Source organism: Rhodanobacter thiooxydans (assembly GCF_021545845.1).
In the GTDB taxonomy this organism is placed as follows: Bacteria; Pseudomonadota; Gammaproteobacteria; order Xanthomonadales; family Rhodanobacteraceae; genus Rhodanobacter.
Map to the genome: position 1 here is coordinate 3,724,363 of NZ_CP088923.1, position 22,009 is coordinate 3,746,371.

At 67.9% G+C, this 22,009-nt stretch carries 19 protein-coding genes; 8 read left to right on the forward strand and 11 right to left on the reverse strand.

What is annotated here, in order from left to right; translation table 11 throughout:
• Positions 1-56: 56 nt before the first annotated feature.
• Both LRK53_RS16955 and LRK53_RS16960 read left to right on the forward strand, forming a co-directional pair.
• A complete protein-coding gene (locus LRK53_RS16955; RefSeq protein ID WP_027492261.1) occupies positions 57-707 on the forward strand; it encodes a response regulator in 651 nt (216 codons plus the stop codon).
• A gap of 113 nt (positions 708-820) precedes the next feature.
• Positions 821-1,546: a 2OG-Fe(II) oxygenase gene (locus tag LRK53_RS16960; RefSeq protein WP_027492262.1), complete on the forward strand. Its 726-nt coding sequence runs from the start codon at positions 821-823 to the stop codon at positions 1,544-1,546.
• 84 nt (positions 1,547-1,630) lie between these two features.
• On the opposite strand, the gene speD is transcribed toward LRK53_RS16960, so the two are convergent.
• Positions 1,631-2,416, reverse strand: coding sequence for an adenosylmethionine decarboxylase (gene speD, locus LRK53_RS16965; protein ID WP_008435114.1), 786 nt, complete (start codon positions 2,414-2,416; stop codon positions 1,631-1,633).
• A gap of 289 nt (positions 2,417-2,705) precedes the next feature.
• Between speD and crp the strand changes: the two genes are divergently transcribed.
• On the forward strand, positions 2,706-3,407 hold the full coding sequence (crp, locus tag LRK53_RS16970) for a cAMP-activated global transcriptional regulator CRP (RefSeq protein ID WP_008435116.1): 702 nt from the start codon (positions 2,706-2,708) through the stop codon (positions 3,405-3,407).
• Positions 3,408-3,498: 91 nt separating this feature from the next.
• Positions 3,499-4,242 carry a sulfite exporter TauE/SafE family protein gene (locus LRK53_RS16975; protein WP_027492263.1) on the forward strand — a complete coding sequence of 248 codons (744 nt, stop codon included), beginning with the start codon at positions 3,499-3,501 and terminating at the stop codon, positions 4,240-4,242.
• Positions 4,243-4,245: 3 nt separating this feature from the next.
• Here LRK53_RS16975 and LRK53_RS16980 read toward each other — a convergent pair whose 3' ends face one another.
• The 10 genes from LRK53_RS16980 to LRK53_RS17025 all read right to left on the reverse strand — a co-directional run bounded on the left by LRK53_RS16980 (position 4,246) and on the right by LRK53_RS17025 (position 14,435).
• On the reverse strand, positions 4,246-4,920 hold the full coding sequence (locus LRK53_RS16980; RefSeq protein WP_027492264.1) for an HAD family hydrolase: 675 nt from the start codon (positions 4,918-4,920) through the stop codon (positions 4,246-4,248).
• A gap of 5 nt (positions 4,921-4,925) precedes the next feature.
• The gene (gene trpC / locus LRK53_RS16985; protein ID WP_027492265.1) at positions 4,926-5,720 is read right to left on the reverse strand and encodes an indole-3-glycerol phosphate synthase TrpC; all 795 of its coding nucleotides are present in this window, start codon (positions 5,718-5,720) and stop codon (positions 4,926-4,928) included.
• 63 nt (positions 5,721-5,783) lie between these two features.
• Positions 5,784-6,842 (reverse strand): anthranilate phosphoribosyltransferase, encoded by a 1,059-nt coding sequence (gene trpD / locus LRK53_RS16990; protein ID WP_081666591.1) that lies wholly within the window; start codon positions 6,840-6,842, stop codon positions 5,784-5,786.
• Positions 6,839-7,435: an anthranilate synthase component II gene (locus LRK53_RS16995; protein ID WP_027492267.1), complete on the reverse strand. Its 597-nt coding sequence runs from the start codon at positions 7,433-7,435 to the stop codon at positions 6,839-6,841. The genes trpD and LRK53_RS16995 overlap by 4 nt, the downstream gene beginning before the upstream one ends.
• 110 nt (positions 7,436-7,545) lie before the next feature.
• Positions 7,546-8,793, reverse strand: a complete 1,248-nt coding sequence (locus LRK53_RS17000) for a dicarboxylate/amino acid:cation symporter (protein ID WP_027492268.1) — start codon at positions 8,791-8,793, stop codon at positions 7,546-7,548.
• A complete protein-coding gene (locus tag LRK53_RS17005; protein ID WP_027492269.1) occupies positions 8,790-9,551 on the reverse strand; it encodes a L,D-transpeptidase family protein in 762 nt (253 codons plus the stop codon). Before LRK53_RS17005 ends, LRK53_RS17000 begins: the two co-directional genes overlap by 4 nt.
• Before the next feature lie 169 nt (positions 9,552-9,720).
• On the reverse strand, positions 9,721-10,578 hold the full coding sequence (locus LRK53_RS17010) for a MurR/RpiR family transcriptional regulator (RefSeq protein WP_027492270.1): 858 nt from the start codon (positions 10,576-10,578) through the stop codon (positions 9,721-9,723).
• Positions 10,578-11,675, reverse strand: coding sequence for a dipeptide epimerase (locus tag LRK53_RS17015; protein WP_027492271.1), 1,098 nt, complete (start codon positions 11,673-11,675; stop codon positions 10,578-10,580). Before LRK53_RS17015 ends, LRK53_RS17010 begins: the two co-directional genes overlap by 1 nt.
• 172 nt (positions 11,676-11,847) lie before the next feature.
• Positions 11,848-13,251 (reverse strand): C40 family peptidase, encoded by a 1,404-nt coding sequence (locus tag LRK53_RS17020; RefSeq protein ID WP_027492272.1) that lies wholly within the window; start codon positions 13,249-13,251, stop codon positions 11,848-11,850.
• A gap of 26 nt (positions 13,252-13,277) precedes the next feature.
• On the reverse strand, positions 13,278-14,435 hold the full coding sequence (locus LRK53_RS17025) for a DUF819 family protein (RefSeq protein WP_037089344.1): 1,158 nt from the start codon (positions 14,433-14,435) through the stop codon (positions 13,278-13,280).
• Positions 14,436-14,595: 160 nt separating this feature from the next.
• Here LRK53_RS17025 and LRK53_RS17030 point away from each other — a divergent pair, with 160 nt between their 5' ends.
• The 4 genes from LRK53_RS17030 to LRK53_RS17045 all read left to right on the forward strand — a co-directional run bounded on the left by LRK53_RS17030 (position 14,596) and on the right by LRK53_RS17045 (position 21,773).
• The gene (locus tag LRK53_RS17030; protein ID WP_027492274.1) at positions 14,596-16,122 is read left to right on the forward strand and encodes a transglutaminase-like domain-containing protein; all 1,527 of its coding nucleotides are present in this window, start codon (positions 14,596-14,598) and stop codon (positions 16,120-16,122) included.
• A gap of 58 nt (positions 16,123-16,180) precedes the next feature.
• Positions 16,181-19,177, forward strand: a complete 2,997-nt coding sequence (locus LRK53_RS17035; protein ID WP_027492275.1) for a TonB-dependent receptor — start codon at positions 16,181-16,183, stop codon at positions 19,175-19,177.
• Positions 19,178-19,260: 83 nt separating this feature from the next.
• On the forward strand, positions 19,261-20,565 hold the full coding sequence (gene lysA / locus LRK53_RS17040) for a diaminopimelate decarboxylase (RefSeq protein ID WP_027492276.1): 1,305 nt from the start codon (positions 19,261-19,263) through the stop codon (positions 20,563-20,565).
• A complete protein-coding gene (locus LRK53_RS17045; RefSeq protein WP_027492277.1) occupies positions 20,562-21,773 on the forward strand; it encodes a dipeptidase in 1,212 nt (403 codons plus the stop codon). Before lysA ends, LRK53_RS17045 begins: the two co-directional genes overlap by 4 nt.
• Positions 21,774-22,009: the final 236 nt, after the last annotated feature.

Consider the following 22,009-nt stretch of genomic DNA (forward strand, 5'->3'; position numbering starts at 1 on the left):
CCGGGCCCGCCGGGCCTGTGCTTGACGCAACCCGGGATGGCGGGCACGGTATCCGCATGCCGCCCAAGCCCATCCGTGTCCTGCTCGTGGACGATCACAACCTGGTCCGCGAGAGCCTCGTCGGCATCCTGCAGGGCGACGGCGACATCGAGGTCATCGCGCAGGCAGCCGACGGCGTCGAGGCCGTCGGCAAGGCACTGGCCACCCGTCCGGACATCGTCATCACCGACCTGTCGATGCCGCGCCTGAGCGGCATCGAGCTGGTGCGGCGCCTGACCCAGGAATTGCCGGACACGCGCGTGCTGGTGCTGACCATGCACCAGGAAGACCAGTACGTGCTGCAGGCCGTTCGCGTCGGCGCCAGCGGCTACCTGGTCAAGGACAGCGCGGCGGCCGAATTGCTCGCCGCGGTACGCAACGTCCACGCCGGGCGCGCGCATTTCGGGCCGCACGCCTCGCGCGCGCTGGCGGAGCAGTTGCAGCATCCCGAGCGCCTGCCGGACGATCGCTACGAACTCCTCACCGCGCGCGAACGCGAAGTGTTCGGCCTGATTGCCGAGGGCCTGACCACCAAGGAGATCGCGCGCCGCCTGTCGATCAGCACCAAGACGGCGGAAAACCACCGCACCCGCGTACTGACCAAGATCGCCGTGCGCAATACCGCCGAGCTGGTGCGATATGCGCTGCGCCGCGGCTTGCTCGACTAGCTATCCGCGGCGCGCCGCGCTACGGCGTATTCAAGACCGACCCGCAGCATGCCATGATGGGTGCCTGCACTCCTCCCGCTCTTTCCGAGCGCTGCATGCCAACGGTGCCCCGCATGCCCACTGCCCCTGATGCCGCCGATGGCCCGGCTGACTTTATCGAGACGTACCGCGATGCGCTGACTGCAGCGCAGTGCGCGATGCTGGTGGAGCGCTTTGCCGCCAGCGGAAAAACCCGCCCGGGCCGGGTCGGCAGCGGCGTGCTGCCCGAACTGAAGGACAGCCAGGATCTGGCCCTCAGCGAACAAGCCGACTGGCACGACGCGGAAGCGTTGCTCAACCAGACGGTGTTCCGCGGCCTGCTGGCGTACCTGCGCCGCTATCCGCACGCACTGGTCGCACCGCTGATGCTTGAGGTCCCGGGCCCAGGCGGCACGCGCCACCGGCTGACGCCCGAGCGCCTGCGCGCGATGGACGACGGCGCGCTGTCGGCCCTGGCGGAAATGGTCTTCCGGCCGGGCGCCATCAACCTGCAGCGTTACAGCGCGGGGCGCGGCGGCTATCCCTACTGGCATTGCGAGCTGTACCCGCGCGACCGGCGCGCGGACACCCTGCACCGGCACCTGCTGTGGACGATCTACCTCAACGACGGTTTCACCGAGGGGGAAACCGAGTTCCTCCATCAGCAGCGGAAGATCGTTCCGCGCACCGGCACGCTGCTGCTGGCGCCGGCTTCGTTCACCCACACCCACCGCGGCAACCGCCCGCAGGGCGGCGACAAGGTCATCGCGACGAGCTGGGTGCTGTTCCAGCGCGCCGAGCAGCTGTTCGGCGGAGCCTGAACAGCAGGTGCCGCATGGCACGGTTTCCGACCCGGATCCCGACAGAAAACTCCAAAAAAAACCCGCCTTCCGGCGGGTTTTTCGTCACATCAGGTTGCGGCCGTGGAACAGTTCCTCGATCTCGCGGCGCAGTAGCTGCTCGATGCGCTGGCGGTCCTTGAACGAGAGGTCGTCGGCGTGCGCCTCGAACAGGTAGGTGTCGAGGTCGAAGTCCTTGATGTGCATCTTCGTGTGGAACATGTTCTCCTGGTACACGTTGACGTCGAACATCTCGTACTTCTGGCGGATGTGCTTGGCCAGGTAGTCCTGCACCGAGTTGATCTTGTGGTCGATGAAGTGCTTCTTGCCCTTCACGTCGCGGGTGAAGCCGCGCACGCGGTAGTCGGCGATGACGATGTCCGACTCGAAGCTGTCGATCAGGTAGTTCAGCGCCTTCAGCGGCGAGATCACGCCGCAGGTGGCCACGTCGATGTCGGCGCGGAAGGTGGCGATGCCGTTGTGCGGATGCGTTTCCGGGTAGGTGTGGACGGTGATGTGGCTCTTGTCCATGTGCGCCACCACCGCGCCCGCGATCGAGTCGCGGCCGAGCTTCTCCACCACCGGCTCCTCGGAGATCAGGATGGTCACCGAGGCGCCCTGCGGGTCGTAGTCCTGGCGGGCCACGTTGAGGATGTTCGCGCCGATGATCTCGGCCACGTCGGTGAGGATCTGGGTCAGGCGGTCGGCGTCGTACTGCTCATCGATGTACTCGATGTAGCGCTGGCGCTGGTCCTCGGACACCGCGTAGCAGATATCGTAGATGTTGAAGCTCAACGCCTTGGTCAGGTTGTTGAAACCCTGCAGGCGCAGACGGGGGAGTGGCTTGACCACAGGCGGCTCTCCATGGCCGAACACTCGGCCAGCAGCAGAGGCGGGTTAGCGACAAGGGTCCCCGCGATATGGTGTGAAGTACAGGCGCGCAGCCTGCACGACCCTTGTGAACCGCATGCGACGGCCTCGCCGCATCCGGAAGACCGCGAAGTATGAGGCAAAAAGAACAGAAATTGAACCAGCGACAAGCGCTCAGGTTTGCCATAATGCTGGCTTGCAAGGATGGTTCATGAACACGCACGGCGTGTGGCAATGGTTGCCGCTGTTCAATGACAACCACCGTTAGGAGATGATCGTGGCGCAACTCAAGTATCAGCTCCAACAGGCCTTCGAACGTTCGCAGGCGCCGCTCGGCTTTGCCCCGGACCCCGCCGCGATGGAGCGCTTCCTGGCGCTGTGCCACCGCCGGCGCTACCCGGGCAAGACCGCGATCATCCGCCCTGGCGACCCGGCCAACACCTTGTATTACGTGATCGACGGCTCGCTGGCGGTGTGCACCGAGGACGAGCAGGGGCGCGAGCTGATCCTCGCCTACATCAGCCGCGGCCAGTTCATCGGCGAGATGGGCCTGTTCGTGGAGCAGGCGCAGCGCGAGTCGATGGTGCGCACGCGCGCGCCGTGCGAGATGGCCGAGGTCAGCTACGAGCGCCTGTTCCAGCTGATGGAAGGCCCGCTGCGCGAGGAATGCCCGAAGATCCTGTTCGCCATCGGCTCGCAGCTGACCAACCGCCTGCTGCGCACCTCGCGCCAGGTCAGCCGGATGGCCTTCATGGACGTCACCAACCGCATCTCGCGCACCCTGCTGGACCTGTGCCAGGAGCCGGACTCGATGACCCACCCGGACGGTACCCAGATCCGCATCTCGCGCCAGGAAGTGAGCCGCATCGTCGGTTGCTCGCGCGAGATGGTCGGCCGCGTGCTCAAGCAGCTGGAGGAACAGCGCATGATCGACGTCTCCGGCAAGACCATCGTGGTGCGCGGCACGCGCTGATTCCACGCAGGCTCGACCATCCGCCGTCTGAACCGGTTTTTTACGGAGACTGGTCAAGGATGGCGTTCCGCCACCGGCTGCGAGACAACGCTTGGACTACGGGCAATTCTTCGTCTTCGCCGGTGTCGGCCTGCTCGCCCAGCTGGTCGATGGCGCGCTGGGCATGGCCTACGGGCTGGTTTCCAACTCGATCCTACTGGCGCTGGGCCTGCCACCGGCGGTGGCCAGCGCCACCGTGCACACCGCCGAGGTATTCACCACCGGCGTCTCCGGCGCATCGCACGCCTGGTTCGGCAACGTGCGTTGGCGGCTGTTCTGGCAGCTGGCCATTCCCGGCGCGATCGGCGGCATCCTCGGCGCGACCTTCCTGGCCAGCGTGCCGGGCGAGGCGATCCGGCCCTGGGTCAACGCCTACCTGCTGATCTTGGGCACGATGGTGCTGCTGCGCGCGTTCGGCCGGCGGCTGACCCGCCACCAGGTCCAGCACAGCGGCGTGCTCGGTTTCTTCGCCGGCCTGCTCGACGCGATCGGCGGCGGCGGCTGGGGCCCGCTGGCCACCAGCACGCTGATCGCACGCGGCGGCGGCGTGCGCAGCACGATCGGTTCGGTCAACGCCGCCGAGTTCGTGGTGACGATCTGCGTCTCCGCCACCCTGGTCTGGCACGTCGGCGTCGGCCACTGGCCGATCGTGCTGGGCCTGCTTACCGGCGGCGTGGTCGCCGCGCCGTTCGCCGCCTGGCTGGTGCGCCACCTGCCCGAACAGGCCGTGATGGCCGCGGTGGGCAGCCTGATCGTGCTGATCAGCCTGGGCCAGCTGGCGCAGACGCTGCTGTAGCGGCTAGAACCATTCGACGCGGGTGACCGCGCGGCCCAGCGCCTTCTCGATCTTCTTGCACAGCTTGGGCGTGCCGTTGACCAGCACCGCCTCGGCGGCCAGCGCCAGCATCGCCGCGTCGTGCATCGAATCGCCGTAGGCGACTTGCCAGCCGCCGACGCCGTACTCGGTCAGCGACTGCACCTTGCGGCGGCCCACGTTGTGCCGCAGCAAGCGCATGCCCAGCCAACCCGGCCGCAGCTGCGAGGCCAGCACCTCCAGCCCGGTCAGGCCGAGCTGCTGCAGGATCCCGCTGGCCAGAGTGTGCTCGCAACCGGTCACCACCAGCACGCGGTCCCCCGCCAGCTGGTGTCGACGCAACGCCTGCAGGCCATCGCGGCAGAACTGCTTCGGCCGCCGCGCCAGCATCGCGGCGAACGCGTCCGCCGCCGCCCGGTAGCGCTGCTCGCCCAGCCCCAGCAGGGCGATGCGCACCAGCGTGTACAGCGGCAGGCGCCGCGAGAACGGGCGCTGCGCCAGCAACAGCGGCGAACACAGCAGGGCCAGCGCGCAGCGCCACGGCGACCGCCGGTAGCGCTCGCGCACGAACTGGCGGAACGTATCGCCGCGGATCAGCACACCGTCGAAATCGAACAGCACCACGCGTGGCGACGCGGCCACCCTTTCCCCCTCGGTCATCACGGTCACGGCAGGGCGAACAGCCGCTTGAGCTCGCTGCCCGGGTCCTCGGCGCGCATGAACGCCTCGCCGACCAGGAACGCCTGGATGCCGCCCTCGCGCAGGCGCGCCACGTCTTCTTGCGTGTGGATGCCGGACTCGGCCACCAGCACGCGGTCGTACTCGATCAGCCCCTGCAGGGCCAGCGAGGTCTCCAGCGAGGTCTCGAAGCTGCGCAGGTTGCGGTTGTTCACGCCGATCAACGGCACCGGCAGCGCCTGCGCGCGCTCCAGCTCCTCCTCGTCGTGCACCTCGCACAGCACGTCCAGGTCGAGCTCCGCCGCCAGCAGCGACAGTTGCAGCAGCACGTCGTCATCCAGCGCCGAGACGATCAGCAGCACGCAATCGGCGCCGATCGCGCGGGCCTCGTACACCTGGTAGGCGTCGATGATGAAATCCTTGCGCAGCACCGGCAGCGAGCACGCCTCGCGCGCCTGCTGCAGGAACGCCTCGCTGCCCTGGAAGAAATCGCTGTCGGTCAGCACCGACAGGCAGGCAGCGCCGGCCGCCGCGTAGCTCCTGGCGATCGCGGCCGGGTCGAAGTCGGTGCGGATCAGCCCCTTGCTCGGGCTGGCCTTCTTCACCTCGGCGATCACCGCCGGCAGGCCGGCGTCAATCTTGGCCTCGATCGCCGCGGCGAAACCGCGGGTGCCGGGCAGCTCGGCGATGCGCGCGACCAGCTCGGTTTCCGGCAGCCGGGTCCGGCGCTCGGCCACCTCTTCCGTCTTGCGCGCAAGAATGCGATTGAGGATGTCAGTCATGGCATCTCACTGGTGGTGTGGGGCGCGTCCAGTGCGCAACAAGGATACCGGCGCCGCGTGCAGCTACCGCGAAGGGGCAAGCCGCCGGGTGGCTGCCACGAAGACCTGCATTTTCGCATGCGCCGCGCCGCTGGCAATCGTGGCGCGAGCCAGCTCGATGCCTTCGCCGATCGAAGCGGCCACATCGGCGGTGTACAGCGCCGCGCCGGCGTTCAGGCAGACGATGTCGTGCTGCACGCCATGACGACCCTGCAGCACGTCCAGCAGCATGCCCTTCGACTCGTCCGCATTCTCCACCCGCAGGTTGCGGCTGGATGCCATCGCCAGGCCGAAATCCTCCGGCTCCACCTCATACTCGCGCACCACGCCGTCGCGCAACTCGCCGACCAGCGTCGCGGCGCCCAGCGAGATCTCGTCCAGACCGTCGCGGCCCCACACCACCAGCGCATGGCGTGCACCAAGCTGCTGCAGCACGCGCACCTGGATGCCGACCAGGTCGGGATGGAACACGCCCATCAGGATGTTCGGCGCACCGGCCGGGTTGGTCAGCGGGCCGAGGATGTTGAACAGCGTGCGTACGCCCATTTCCCTGCGCACCGGCGCCACCACCTTCATCGCCGGGTGGTGGTTCGGCGCGAACATGAAGCCGATGCCGGTCTCGGCCATGCACTGCGCGACCTGCGCCGGCGGCAGCTCGATCGCCGCGCCCAGCGCTTCCAGCACGTCAGCGCTGCCGGACTTCGACGACACGCTGCGCCCGCCGTGCTTGGCGATGCGCGCACCGGCCGCCGCCGCCACGAACATCGCCGTGGTGGAGATGTTGAAGCTGGAGGCGCCGTCGCCGCCGGTGCCGACGATGTCGACGAAGTGCTGGTGCGCCGGCACGTCCACCTTCGCCGATAGCTCGCGCATCACCCGCGCGGCGCCGGTGATCTCGCCCACCGTTTCCTTCTTCACGCGCAGGCCGGTGATGATCGCCGCAGTCATCAGCGGGCTCACCTCGCCGCCCATGATCTGGCGCATCAGCGCGATCATCTCGTCGTGGAAGATCTCGCGGTGCTCGATCGTGCGCTGCAACGCCTCCTGCGGCGTGATGGTGATCTCGCGGGCGTGACCGTTCATGCTGCCACCCTCAGCGGCTGGCCCAGGAAATTGCGCAGCAGGTCGTGGCCGTGCTGGGTCAGGATCGATTCGGGGTGGAACTGCACGCCCTCGACCGCGAGTGTCTTGTGGCGCAGGCCCATGATCTCGTCGATCGAGCCGTCCGGGTTTTCCGTCCACGCGGTGACTTCCAGGCAATCCGGCAGCGAGCCCTGCTCCACCACCAGCGAGTGGTAGCGCGTGGCCTCGAACGGATTCGGCAGGCCGGCGAACACGCCCTGCCCGCGATGGATCACCGGCGAGGTCTTGCCGTGCATGATCCGCTTGGCGCGGACCACCTTGCCGCCGAACACCTGGCCGATCGCCTGGTGGCCCAGGCACACGCCGAACACCGGAATCTCGCCGACCAGCTCGCGCAGCACGTCCAGCGACACGCCCGCATCGTCCGGCGTGCCCGGCCCCGGCGAGATCATGATGTGCGAGGGCTTCAGCGCGCGGATGCCGGCCACGGTGAGCGCATCGTTGCGCACCACCTTGACCGTCTGCCCCAACTCGCCCAGGTACTGCACGAGGTTGTAGGTGAAACTGTCGTAGTTGTCGATCATCAGCAGCATGGCGGGAGTCGCTTCGGTCGCATTGGCGCAGTGCATCATGATAACCGCACTGCGCGCACCGCGCGTGACCGCGCCGGGTCGCCGGCCCGCGCCACCGCCACCGCGTCAATTCACGGAAGCGCCCGGCCGAGGTCGCCCCGCGACTGCCGCGCCACCACGCTGGTGGCGGTCATGTCACCGGTGACGTTGCCCAGCGTGGCCAGCGCGTCGGGGATGGTGTCGACGGCCAGCATTAGGCCCAGCGGGGACAGCGGCAGGCCCATCGCCTGCGCCACCGGCAGATTGGTGGCGATGAAGGTGACCTGGCCCGGCAGGCCGACCGAACCCAGGCTGATCACCACCGCCAGCAGCGCACCGGCCAACAGCTGCGCGGTGCCGAGGTCGATGCCGTAGGCCCAGGCGATGAACACCGCCGAGGTGACGTACTGCACCGGGCTGGTCAGGCGGAACAGGCTCACCGCCATCGGCAGCACCAGCGCAGCCACCTGCTGCGGGTAGCCGAGCCGGCGGTCGGCGCTTTCCAGCATCGCCGGCAGCGAGGCCAGCGAGGACTGCGTGCTGATCGCCACCACCTGCGCCGGCACCAGCGCCAGCGCGAAACGGCGCAGCTTCTCGCCGCCGAACGCCACCGCCAGCGGCAGCATCATCGCGGTGACCGACAGATACAGCAGGCACTCCACCAGCACGTACACGCCGAGCGCGCTGAGCATGCCCAGGCCCGAGCGGGCGCAGACCGAAAGAATCAGCGCGAACACGCCCAGCGGCGCGATCCACAGCACCCAGCGCACGATCACGATCATCGCGTCGGCGACCGCCTGGAAGAACTCCATCAGCAGCGCGCGCCGCTTTGCTTCGATCCGGGTCAGCGCGAAACCGAGGAACAGCGCGAACACCACCAGCGGCAGCATCGCGCTCTGCGCCGCGGCCATGATCGCGTTGTTCGGCACGATCGCCACCAGCGTGTCGATCCAGTTCGGCGCCGCCTGCACGGCCGCCGGCACGCTGGCATGGTCGAGCGCTGTGATCAGCGCCGGATTGTGCGGGAACAGCGAGAATACCAGCGGCGCGGCCAGCGCCGCGAACAGCGCGCCGCCGCTCAGCACCACGATGAACACCACGATCGCGCGGCGCGCGATGCGGCCCGAGGCGGCCGCGTCGGTGGCGGTGTTGACGCCCACCACCACCAGCGCCAGCACCAGCGGCACCACCGTCATCTGCAGCGCGTTCAGCCACAGCTTGCCGATCGGCTGCGCCACGTTCGCCACCTGCAGCGCCACGGTTTCGTTCCAGCCGGCCAGCAGTAAACCGATCACCGCGCCGGCGGCCAGCCCGATCAGCACCCGGGTAGTGGCACTCACCGCGCAGCCTCCGCCAGCGCCGGCAGTTGCCACGATGCGCGCAGGCGTTCGTACTCACCCTGCGGCAGCAGCACGAACACCGGATGATCCTGCGGCTTCAGCCAGGCCAGCAGTCTCTGCATCAGCGCGGGCGCCATCGCGGTGCAGCCGGCGGTGGCGTCGGCCGGCGACTTCCACAGGTGCGCGAAAATGCAGCTGCCGCCCTGCGGCGCCGCCTGCGCGTTGTGCTCGATCACGAAGCCGAGCCGGTAGCGCTGGTCGCCGTTCGCGTGCAGGTCGCGCCGCATCGGTTCGCTGGAACTGTTCACCGCCTCCAGGCCGACCACGTCCGCATCGACGATGCGGTTGTACTGCGCCGCGCCACTGACATCCATGCACCAGTCGGTGGCGGTGAGCGCACGGTACGGCAGCGCGGTGGCCGCGTGGGCGGCGTAGCCGAACGCCTCGCCGATGCGGAACACGCCGGCCGGGCTGCGCTTGTCACCCTCACGTTTCACTGGGCCACCGGTTTGCGGCGCACTCAGGCCCAGGCCCCAGCCGGCGCCGTTCTTGCCGACGGTCACCGGCGCGGGCGCGACGACCTCCTGCCAGGCGTCACCGCTACGCTCGAAGGCGCGCAGCTCGCCGTGATCGACGTTCCAGTCGGCGGTGGTGACCACGATCATCTGGCGGGCGTTCTGCCATGGCGCGTTCGCGGCGCCGGCGTGCGCGGTGCCGGCAAACAGGATGGCAAAGCCGAGCAGCAGGGAAATACGCATGGTTTGCGACGACCTCGCACGGTGGGACCCCTCTCCCCTTGGGAGAGGGGCAGGGGTGAGGGTTCGGGCGGAGCGGAGCGTGCGGCCTTGCCGTACCCTCTCCCCAACCCCTCTCCCGGGGGGAGAGGGGCTCAGGCGCCGAGGCATCGGGAACGCCTGAACGGCCAAATCACGGCTCCAGCATCAGCTGGATGCGGTCAAGGTTGGCCAGCAGCTGCGCGTGGAGGTCGTCGTGGCCTTCGCACAACTGCACGAACACGCCGTCGAGCAGGTGCTGCAGCGCCGACTGGTACAGCAGCGGCTGGATGTACGGCAGCTCATCGTGCGCCGATACCACCAGGCTGAGGTCGGCCAGCGCGCGCAGCGGGTTGGCGGTGTGCCGGGTCACCGTGATCACCTGGCCGCGGCGCTCGCGGAAATAGCGGGCGATCTTGCACAGCGCCGGGTGGTTGCCGTGCTCGGAGAACACCAGCAGCACGTCGCCGGGACCGGCGGCGGAGACGTTCGCGGTCATCCGCGCGGTGTCGAAATTGTGCACGGTGAGGATGCCCAGCAGCGACAGCCTCAGCGCGAAGCCGCGCGCATGGATGTCGTCCTCGCCCAGCCCGATGATGAACACCTTGCCGGCGCGGCCGGCCTGCTCGATCGCGTCGGCCACGGCATGCAGGGTTCCCGGTGGGTTGATCAGCCGGGTCGCCTCCTCGGCTTCGGACTTGCGCCGCCACAGGTGGCCGGCGGATGCGCCGCCGCCTTCGCCGCCGCTCGCCTCCGCGACCTGCGGCGTGTCGCCGTTGTCGGCGCGGGCGATGGCCTCGCCGACCGAGTACTTCAGGTCCGGGTAACCCTTGAAGCCCAACTTCTGGGTGAATTTGACCACGCTGGACTGGCTGATCCCCAGCGCATTGGCCAGCTGCTGCGACGAGTAGTCGCGCAGCAGCTGCGCGTTCTCCAGGATGAAGTCGGCGATGCGCCGCTCCACTGCCGACATCTGGTCGCGTTCCGAACGGATTTTGACCAGCGGCGACATCAGGCTTCGATCCTCTCCAATCCGCGGATCTCGCGGATGCCCAGTCCGGGCGCGTCCGTCACGGAGATCTCCGACTCGTTGAAGATTACCCCACCGTCGACCGGGTTGAACTGGCACAGCGAGGGGCCGTCCAGGTCGACCTTGGTGATCACGTTCGACTTCGCCACCGCCACGTGCACCGCCGCGGCCACGCTGATCGAGGTTTCCAGCATGCAGCCGATCATGCACTCGACGCCGTGCATGCCGGCGATGTCGGCGATGCGCACCGCATTGGAGATGCCGCCGGTCTTCATCAGCTTGATGTTGATGATGTCGGCCGCGCGCAGGCGGATCAGTTCGATCACCTCCATCGGGCCGAACACGCTCTCGTCGGCCATCACCGGGGTGTGCACGCGCTCGGTGACGTAGCGCATGCCGGCCAGGTCGCGCGCCTTCACTGGCTGCTCGATCAGCTCCAGCTTGATGCCGGCGTCCTCCAGCGTCTGCAGCGCGTACACCGCCTGCTTCGCGGTCCAGCCCTGGTTCGCGTCCAGCCGCAGCAGCGCACGCCCTTCCACCGCGGCATAGATCGCCTTGACCCGCTCGATGTCGACGCCGATGTCCTTGCCCACCTTGATCTTCAACGATTCGAAACCGCGCTCCACCGCGGAGACCGAGTCGGCCACCATCTTGTCGATGTAGTCGACGCTGATGGTGATGTCGGTGGTGATCACCGGGTCGCCGCCGCCCAGCAGCTTGTACAGCGGCGCGCCGTAGAGCTGGCCCCACAGGTCGTACAGCGCGATCTCCACCGCCGCCTTGGCGCTGGTGTTCTTCTCCATCGAAGACTGGATCAGCTGGGTGAGGTGATTGAGGTTGGCGATGTCCTGGCCGATCAGCCGCGGCGAGATGTAGTGGCGGATCGCGTCGATGATCGAACCGTGGGTGTCGCCGGTGATCACCGCGGTGGCCGGCGCCTCGCCGTAGCCGACCTGGCCCGAGTCGGTGTGCACCATCACCACGATGTCCTCCACCGTGTTGACCGTGCGCAGCGCCGTCTTGAACGGGGTTTTCAGCGGCACCCGCAGCATGCCGAACTGGATGTCTGTGATCTTCATGGATTGGCTTGCTCTGATCCTGTGCGATGACATGTCACGACGTGATTCCCGCGCAAGCGGTAGATGCTTTTTCAACAGCGAAGCTGGGCATCCATCCTGCTCCGGACCGGGAAGGCAAAGTGGATTCCCGCTTGCGCGGGAATGACGCCGCGAGAGAGGGGATGGGTTTCCGTCATGGGCGGATGCGCACGATGCTGGTCATGCGCTCGACATAGCTCTGCTGGTCGTTGAACAGCAGCGGCAGCAGCGGCGTCACCGACACCGCGTTGAGCTTGACCCGCGCCTTGCTGCCGTCGGCCTTGCGGTAGCTCATGCCGGTGGTGTCGTGGATCACGTACGGCTGGCCGTGCAGGTGGCCGATCACCATCATCACGTGAGCTGGGATGTAGACCAGGTCGCCCACCTCGAGCGCCTGCACGGCCGCGATGCGCGCCTCGCGGCTGTCCTTCGTGGTGAACGCGCGGTGCTCCAGCGCGGGGCTGATCGCCTGCCTGCTGGTATTGCGCGGCATCTCGACGCCCATGCTGCGGTACACATCGGAGACGAAGCCCGAGCAGTCGCGGCCGTCGTAGGCGTGGCCCCAGCCATAGCGCTCGCCGAGGAACTTGAACGCCTGGCGGATGATGTTGGCGCGGGTCAGCGGCAGGTAGTCGGCGGCGGTATCGGTGTTCTTCTGCAGCAGCGCCGGGGTGAACGCCAGCGTGCCGTCAGCCTTGCGCAGCGGCAGCTCGAGCACGTGCGCGGTATACGGCGTCTGGCCGTTGACCGGCTGGTCCGGCGGCAGGTCGGTGACCAGCGGTATGCGCGCACCCATGTCCAGTTGCAGCTGCGATACCGCCGGCTGCTCGCGGGTAAACACGGTGTGCTCGGTGGCGCCGGTGATCACCCGGTATGGCGTCTTGTCGGCGTAGCCAAACACTTGCGCAGCACTACCTTCGGCCACGTTTTCCTTCCCGGTCCACGCGGCGTAGCGGGGGCTGACCACGAACAGCCACCGGCCGTCGGCGCTGGCGTGCACGATCGCCACCGGCGTGCCGGGGAATTCGGCGGTCTCCTGGAAACGGTCGATGTCGGTGTCGCCCTTCTCGCTGAATACGCGCAGCGCGGTGGGGAACGTGCGCAGCGCAGCGCGGCGCACCACCAGGCCGTAGCGTGTCGGCTGCTGTGCGGGGATCGCGCCGAGGGCGAGGTTGCCGACCATGGCGTCCAGCGTGGCGGCCGGCACCGGCTGGCCGTCGACGTCGAACAGCGGACGGTCCGGTCGCTCGGACAACGCCGTGATCCAGCCGGCGACCTGCTCGCGACTCAGCGTTTTCGGCAACGCGCGCAGGTCGTGCATCGACGGATCGACCTGCAGCAGCTTCGCGTTCTGCGCCTCGATCGCCGCGCGGTCGAGGATCACCCGGTCGGGCTCGGCCTGCAGACCGATCCAGAACGTGGGGGTGAGCTGCGCCTCGCCGACGCCTAGCACGCCGGACGGCGGCACGGTCAACGCATCGTTCGCCGCGCGCGCCTGCAGCGGTGCGCCGGCGAAGGCGAGCGCGAGTACGGTGGCGGCAAGCAGGGGAATTCGCATCGTCTTGGTCCTATGTTGAAACCGCGTCACGGGCCGGCCAGCGCCGACAACACCATCGCCACCACCAGCCCGAAGCCGGTACCCAGGATGTAACCGAGCAGCGCCAGCAGGATGCCGACCGGCACCAGTGCGGCCGAATAGCTCGCCGCCAGGATCGGCGTGGCCGCCACCCCGCCAATATGCGCCAGCGAGGAGATCCCGCACAGGTACAGGTCGAAGCGGAACAGTTTGGCGAAGCCGACCAGCAGCACCGCGTGGATGGCGATGATGGTGACGCCACACAGCAGGTACAGCGGCGCCGCGGCGATGCCTTCGAAGTTGCTCTGCGAGGCCAGCACCGCTACCACGCTGATCAGCATCGCGCTGGAGATCGTGCTGGCGCCGGGGAACTCCGCCAGCGGCGTGTGCGCCGCCACCAGACCGAAGCCGGTAGCCAGCAGGATGGTCCAGGTGGTCGCGCTGACCATGCCGGATGCCGGCAGCCAGTCGGCCAGCCAGCCCGCCAGCGCCGCCGCCGCCAGCGCCATGCCCAGCCACAGCAGCACGCTGTCGTAGGTGGTCGGCGCCTTGGTCTTCGCCGGCGCCAGCGGGATGTCGCCGCTGGATACCGCCCGGGTCCAGCGGTTGAACGCCGGCGCCAGTCGCGCCACCGAGAACAGCACCACCACCCACATCGAGTAGCCGAGCGCATCGGTCAGCAGCGACATCGCCAGATAGGTATCGGACATGCCGATCGCCTGCTTCACCGCGATCATGTTCGCGCTGCCGCCAACCCAGCTGCCGGACAGCGCGGCCAGCGGCTGCCAGGCGTCGCCGGGCAGCCAGTGGCGGTAGAGCAGGTAGGTGGCGATGAAGGCCACGAACAGGCTGAGCGAGGTGCAGGCGAACACGCCGAGCACGCGCGGTCCGAGCCGCCAGATCGCGCGCAGGTCGCAATTGATCATCAGCAGGAACAGCAGCGCCGGCACCAGGTGGGAGACCAGCATCGACTGCGCCGCCTTGATCTCCGCGTTGACCTGCCACAGCCCGGACACCGCCAGCGCGGTGACAAACAGATAGGTCAGCACGATCGGCGGCAGCACCGAAAACACCTTCCAGCCGAAGCGGCGTTCGATCGCCGGAAACAGCCCGGCGATCAGCAGCATCAGCGCCAGGTAAGGCCAGACCGTATGGATCACTTGCATCCCCTCGTGGATCGTTCGCGGGTATTCGCAGGCTGGCCGGCTTCCGCCATCAAGGAATAGTTGATTCTTCTTTCATATTAAAGAAGCATAAATTATTGACCGGCATTTGCAAGCGTGTTACACAGCGGTTTCAGGGGATTCGTTGCGGGGACGTTTGTCGATGGATACGTTGCTGCCTGTCGCACCGGGAATATGCCGTCGCACTCGCGGCCTGCGCCTCGCTGCGCCCCTGCTCGCCCTGCTGCTCGTCGTGCCGTTCGCGCATGCCGAAAACAACAAAGACGGCAAGGCCGTCACCCCCATCATCGCCCAGATCGACGCCGGCCACTTCAAGGCCGCCGAAGCGGCGATCGCCGACGCACTGGCACAACCCGGACTGACCGCCGGCACGCGCGACGCGCTCGCCTTCCAGCGTGAACGCATGCGCCGCATCCTGCTCGACTTCACGCTGAGCGCCGACGATGTCGAGGCGCGCGTGCACAAGCAGATCCCCGACCTCACCGATGCCGAGTTCGCCAAATGGGACGCGGCCGGCCTGTTCGAACATCAGCTGATTGACGGCCGCACGCTGTACTTCAAGCGCGCGCCCGGCAACCTGTTCCGGCTCAGCCCCGAAGCGGTGGCGCGGCGAGCGGTGCGGACGCCGATCAGCGACGGCCCGATGGAAGTGCTGAACGACCACCAGCGCGCGATCTACCAGGCCGCGCTGGCCGAACACAAGAGCAGCGTGCTGCCGCAGCGCCTGCGCATGACGCAGACGCTGAGCATCGACGCCGACGCGGTGCCCGCCGGCGAGACGGTGCGCGCATGGATCCCCTACCCGCAGGCGGTGCCGGGCCAGCAGGAAGACATCCGCTACGTGGCCAGCATGCCGGCGAAACACGACATCGCGCCGGCGTCGGCGCCGCAGCGCACGGTGTACCTGGAAAAGCCCGCCGTGGCCGGGCAGAAGACGGTGTTCTCGGTCACCTACGAGCTGACCCTGCTGGCGCAGTACCACGCGCTCGACCCGGCCAAGGTCACCGCGGAAAAAATCACGCCGGAACTGGCCCCGTTCGTGGCCGAGCGCGCGCCGCACATCGTGTTCACCGACGCGATGCGCGCGTTCTCGCGCAAGGTCGTCGGCGACGAGAAGAACCCGTACCGCATCGCACAGAAGCTGTTCGCCGCGGTCGACCGCATCCCCTGGGCCGGCGCGCGCGAGTACTCGACGATCTCCAACATCAGCGACTACGCGCTGCACGCCGGCCACGCCGACTGCGGCCAGCAGACCCTGCTGCTGATGACCCTGCTGCGGCTCAACGGCATCCCCGCGCGCTGGCAGTCGGGCATGGTCTATTCGGACGACGGCAGCCGTTACAGCAACATCCACGACTGGGGCTACCTATACCTGCCGCCGTACGGCTGGGTGCCGATGGACGTCACCACCGGCCGCCTGCAGCCGAAACCCGGCGACGACCAGGCGCTGGAGTGGTTCTACCTCGGCGGCCTCGACAACTGGCGCATCGCCTTCAACGACGACTTCGGCCGCCGCTTCCAGCCGTCCAAACGGCACTTCCGTTCCGACGACGTGGACTCGCAGCGCGGCGAAGCCGAATGGCGCGGCGGCAACCTTTATTTCGATCAACTGGATTACGACTTCGACTGGCAGGTTCTGCCAGCGGCGCAGGGACGCAGCAGCAACTAACCAACCAGCAGCTTTTCATGAACATGGCATCGACGGCGTCGATGGGGGAGATGGGGACATGAACAATACCCGGACATTGCGCAGGACCGTACTCGGCACGGCGCTCGGACTGGCACTGGCCGCCTTCGGCGGACCGCAGGTGTACGCAGCCAACAACGACGGTTCGGTGGCCGGCCGCACCCAGGCCGGCGCCACCGTGGTCGTGACCAATCCGGCCACCGGCCTGACCCGCACGATCACCGCCGACAACGACGGCAACTACCGCTTCCCGTTCCTGCCGGTGGGCCAGTACACCATCAGCGCCAGCAGCAGCGGCCAGCCGGTGGGGCCGACGCGCAACGTCACGGTGGCGCTGGGCACCACCACCACGGTGGACCTGGGCGCGGCGAACGCGACCAGCCTGGCCACCATCAACGTCACCGGCTCGGTGCTGCCGGTGATCGACGTGAGCTCCACCGAGTCGGCCACCATCGTCTCGCGCGCCGAACTGGCGCGCCTGCCGGTCGACCAGAACGTCACCTCGGTGGCCCTGCTGGCCCCCGGCGTGGTCAAGGGCAACGCTGCCTTCGGCGGCATTTCCTTCGGCGGCTCCTCGATCGCCGAGAACGCGTTCTACGTCAACGGCCTCAACGTCACCGACTTCTACAACCGCAACGGTTTCTCCGAGGCACCGTTCGCGTTCTACGACCAGTTCCAGGTCAAGACCGGCGGCTACTCGGTCGAGTTCGGCCGCACCACCGGCGGTGTGGTCAACGCGGTGGTGCGTTCGGGCTCCAACGAATTCAAGGGCGGCATGGAGATCACCCTGGAACCGGGCAACTGGCATTCGCGCGCCGATGACCACTACGACGCCAGCGGCCGGCGCTACCTCACCGCCAGCCGCGACCAGGACTCGCTGGTGAAGACCAACGTCTGGGCCTCCGGCCCGATCGTCAAGGACAAGCTGTTCATCTTCGCCATGTACGAGGCGCGCGGCAGCAGCCCGCGCAACACCAACAACGCCGGCACCACGCTGACTTCCAACAACTCGCACACCGGCTTCTGGGGCACCACCATCGACTGGAACATCACCGGCAGCAACGTGCTGCAGCTGATGGCGTTCTCCGACAAGAACAAGAACACCGGCGACGTCTACGGCTACGACTACGACACCAACACCACCGGCACCCGCACCAACCAGGTCTTCACCGACACCGGCGGCAAGAACTGGGCATTGACCTGGACCAGCTACCTCACCAACGACCTGTCGATGAAGCTGATGACCGGTCGCAACGAGCGCGAGGCGTTCACCCACTCGCAGCTGGACATCGACTGCAACTACGTCGCGGCCAACAACGCCTTCAGGCGGCTGCACGACCCCGGCGTGCGGCTGGGCTGCACCAGCAGTTCCTCCGTGTACAAGCGCAACGACACCCGCAAGCAGGCGCGTGCCGACTTCGAGTGGACGCTGGGCGACCACCTGGTGCGCTTCGGCTACGACCACGAGAACGACACCTCCGACTACAGCCGCCACTACGCCGGACCGGGTGCGTACTACTACAACCTGTACGCCGCCAGCGCCGGCTCCACCATCTCCAACGGCGGCGTGGTGCCGGCCGGCTACGACGCCTACGTGCGCGCGCGGCGCTATGAGATCGCCGGCACCTTCACCACCAAGAACGCCGCGTACTACATCGAGGACAACTGGCAGCTCACGCCCAACCTGGTGATCAACGCCGGCGTGCGCAACGACAGCTTCGACAACCAGGACGCCGCCGGCCGCAGCTACATCAAGATGAGCCGGCAGATCGCGCCACGGCTGGGCTTCTCCTGGGACATGAAGGGCGACGGCAGCACCAAGCTGTTTGGCAACCTCGGCCGCTACTACCTGCCGGTGGCCAACGTGATCAACATCAAGCAGGCCGGCGGCCTGCTCGACGAGCGCACCTACTACGCGTTCGCCGGCTGGGAGTACAAGACCCTCAACGGCGTGCAGTACGCTGTCCCGAAGCTCGGGCCGCAAATCGGCGCGGTCGACAATTCGCAGGGCGACGGCACCGTGGGCGACCTGCGTTCCGAGGTCGACAAGAACATGGACCCGGTCTACCAGGACGAGGCGATCCTGGGCTTCCAGCAGCTGATCACGTCGCAGTGGTCGTGGGGCGTCAGCGCCACCTACCGGCGCCTGCACAACGCGATCGACGACATGGAGATCACCGCCACCCCGCAGTGCGGCGGCAACGGCTACATCGGCTGGGTGATGGCCAACCCAGGCAAGAACGTCACCGTGTGGGGCGACACCCACTGCACCGGCACCGCCGACGGCTGGGTCACCATCGATACCTCCAAGCAAGGCTGGGCGATGTACGACGCCTCCGGCAATTATCTCGGCCAGCGCGGCTGGGTGAAGCCGAAGCGAACCTACGCCGCCGTCGAGCTGCAGTTGAACCGCGCGTGGGACGAGAAATGGGCGATGAACGCCTCGTACACGATGTCGTGGAACCGCGGCAACGCGGAAGGCCCGGTCAACTCGGATACCGACTTCGACGACACCGGCCGCACCGAGAACTTCGACGATCCGTGGGTGAACCTGGGCGGCAACGGCTACCTGCCGAACGACCGCCGCCACCAGTTCAAGCTGCGCGGCACCTATGCGCTCACCCCGCACTGGCAGCTGGGCGCCGATGTGAACGCCGCCTCCGGCGGCCCGATCACCGGCTTCGGCGTAGGCAACCCCTACGACGCCACCAACTACCACAGCTACTTCATCTGCGTGCAGAACTGCGACTCGCCGGTATCCGAGAACCGCGTCTACCAGCGCTCGCCGCGCGGCAAGTACGGCCGCCTGCCGTGGACCTTCACGCTCAACGCCGGCATCAGCTACATCCTGCCGTTCGAAGGCGGCGAGTTCCGGGTCAAGCTGGCCGTCTACAACCTGCTCAACCAGAAGCACACCACCGCGGTGGACCAGGATCTGCAGACGTCCATCTCCAACTCCACCAGCGACACGTTCCGCCAGCCGCTGGGCTTCCAGTCGCCGCGGTTCACCCAGCTGACGATGTCCGTCAACTTCTGATCGGCCTCCCCCGGCCGTGGCCCGCGCAATTGGCGGGCCGCTTTTTTTCCGGCGCCACCGCACCAGCCACCGATAGCGAACCCATGCCCACGCAGACGACGAACCGCCCGGCAGCGCAGGAAACCGCCCGGGAAACGGACGGTGCCCCCGGCATGTTCGACGGCGTCGACCTGCGGCAACTGGCCGAACGCATCGCCACCCCCTTTCATGCCTACTCCGCCAGCGCGATCCGCCAGCGCATCGACGAACTCCAGGCCGCGCTGGCCGGCCTCGACGCCGCCATCTGCTTCGCGGTCAAGGCCAACCCGAACCTCGCCATCCTGCAATTGATGGCGAACGCCGGCGTCGGCGCCGACATCGTCTCGGTCGGCGAACTGCGCCGCGCGCTCAACGCCGGCATCCCGGCCGAGCGCATCGTGTTTTCCGGCGTCGGCAAGAGCGCCGACGAGATCGCCGGCGCGTTGAACGTCGGCATCATGCACTTCAACGTCGAATCGCTGGACGAGCTGCACACCCTGCAGCGCCTCGCGAAAGCGCAAGAGGTGACCGCGCGTGCCGCAATGCGCATCAACCCCGACGTGGACGCGCAGACCCACGCGAGGATCTCCACCGGCAAATCGGAAAACAAGTTCGGCGTCAGCATCGACGAGGCACGCCGCTGGTTCGCCGGCCGCAAGGCGCTGACCCACGTGCAGCTCGACGGCCTGCACGTGCACATTGGCTCGCAGATCCTCAGCCTCGACCCGTTCCGCCTCGCGCTGCAGCGGGTCGCCGCGTTCTGGCGCGAACTCGAACAGGCCGGCCATCCGGTCAACAGCATCGACGTGGGCGGCGGTCTCGGCGTGTGCTACCGCGCCGGCGTGGACCGGCCACTCGCTGCCACCGATTACGTCGGCGTGATCCGCGCCGCGCTGGCCGGCTTCCGCGGCCGCCTGCTGCTGGAGCCGGGCCGCTGGCTGGTGGCCGAGGCTGGCGTGCTGCTGACCCGCGTGCTGCGCATCAAGCAAGGCGCCGAGCGGCGCTTCCTGGTGCTGGACGCGGCGATGAACGATCTGCAGCGGCCCAGCCTGTACGACGCCTGGCACGACATCGTGCCGGTCGCGGACGAACCGCGCCCGCCGGCTACCTACGACATCGTCGGCCCGGTCTGCGAAACCGGCGATACTTTCGCTCGGGCGCGCGAGCTGCCCGAGTGCTCGGCGGGCGACCTCTTGCTGATCAGGGCCACCGGCGCGTACGGTGCGTCGATGGCGTCCAGCTACAACTCGCGGACGCTGGCGGCCGAGGTCCTGCTCGACCAGGGCCGCTATGCCGTGGTGCGCCGTCGCCAGCACTTCGAGGAAATGATCGCCGGCGAGCAGCCGGCGCGGAACTGGGAAACCGCATGAACCTGACCGTCCGCCTCGCCCTTCTCGCCGCCCTGGCCTGGCCCGCCGCTTCGCCGGCGCAGGCCGCGCAGGACCCACCGGTCACCATCGACACCCACGTCGACATTCCGTTCAACTACATGGCCGAGCCGCGCTTCGACGTCGGCAAGGACACCCGCCTGCTGGTCGACCTCGGCAAGATGGAGCGCGGCGGCCTCAACGCGGTGTTCTTCGTGGTGTGGGTGCCGCAGCACGCACTCGACGCCGCCGGCTACGCCAAGGCGGTGCAGCAGGCCAGCCAGAAGTACGACGGCATCGGCCGCATGCTGATGATGTATCCCGACCGCATCCGCCTGGCCACCACACCGGAGCAGCTCGTCGCCAACCACAAGGCCGGCCTGCTCTCGGCCACCATCGAGATCGAGAACGCCTACTCGCTCGGCCACGACCTCCGCCGCCTCGACGCCGCGTTCGATCGTGGCGCCCGTTCGGTCGGCCTGGTCCATGTCGGCAACAACGACCTGTGCACCAGCTCGCTGCCCGACACCGAACACAGCGAGCCGGCGATGAACAGCGCCGGCGACCAGGGCATGAGCGCGTTCGGCCGCGCCGTGGTGAAGCGCGCCAACCAGCTCGGCATGCTGGTCGACATCTCGCACGCCTCGGACAAGTGCGTGCGCGATGCGCTCCAGGCATCCGCCGCCCCGATCATCGCCACCCACTCCGGTGCCCGCGCCGTGCTCGACCACCCGCGCAACCTGCCCGACGAGCTGCTGCGCGCGATCGCCGCGAAGGGCGGCGTGGTGCAGGCAGTGGCGTACAAGGAATTCCTGAAGCACGACCCCGGCCGCGAGGCTGCCGAGAAGAAATTGCAGGAGGCCGTGGCCAAACAGGCCGGCGAGAAGGCATACGACAGCGACAACGACGACTACCGGCCCGAGATGGAAGCAGGCATGGCCGAGATCCAGAAGACCTACCCGCTGGCCACGCTGGACGACTACGTGAAGCAGATCCGGCACATGGTGAAAGTGGCTGGCATCGACCACGTCGGCCTCGCCTCTGACTTCGACGGCGGTGGTGGCATCACCAGCTGGAAGGACGCCAGCGAAACCCGCAACGTCACCGCTGCGCTGCGCAAGGCCGGCTTCAGCGACGCCGACATCGCCAAACTGTGGGGCGGCAACCTGCTGCGCGTGTGGGGCGAGGTCGAGCGGCATGCGCAACATTGACGCCGCGCACTTTCTGCTCCCTCCCCTGCATTGCAGGGGAGGGTTGGGATGGGGTGCTCTCCCGCACGCCCGGGCCACCCCTTCCCTGCCTCCCCCTGCAAGCAGGGGGAGGAGTCAGAAGCGCAGCGCCGACGCTCTGCTCCCTCCCCTGCATTGCAGGGGAGGGTTGGGGTGGGGTGCTCTCCCGCACGCCCGAGCCACCCCCTCCCAACCTCCCCCTGCAGGCAGGGGGAGGA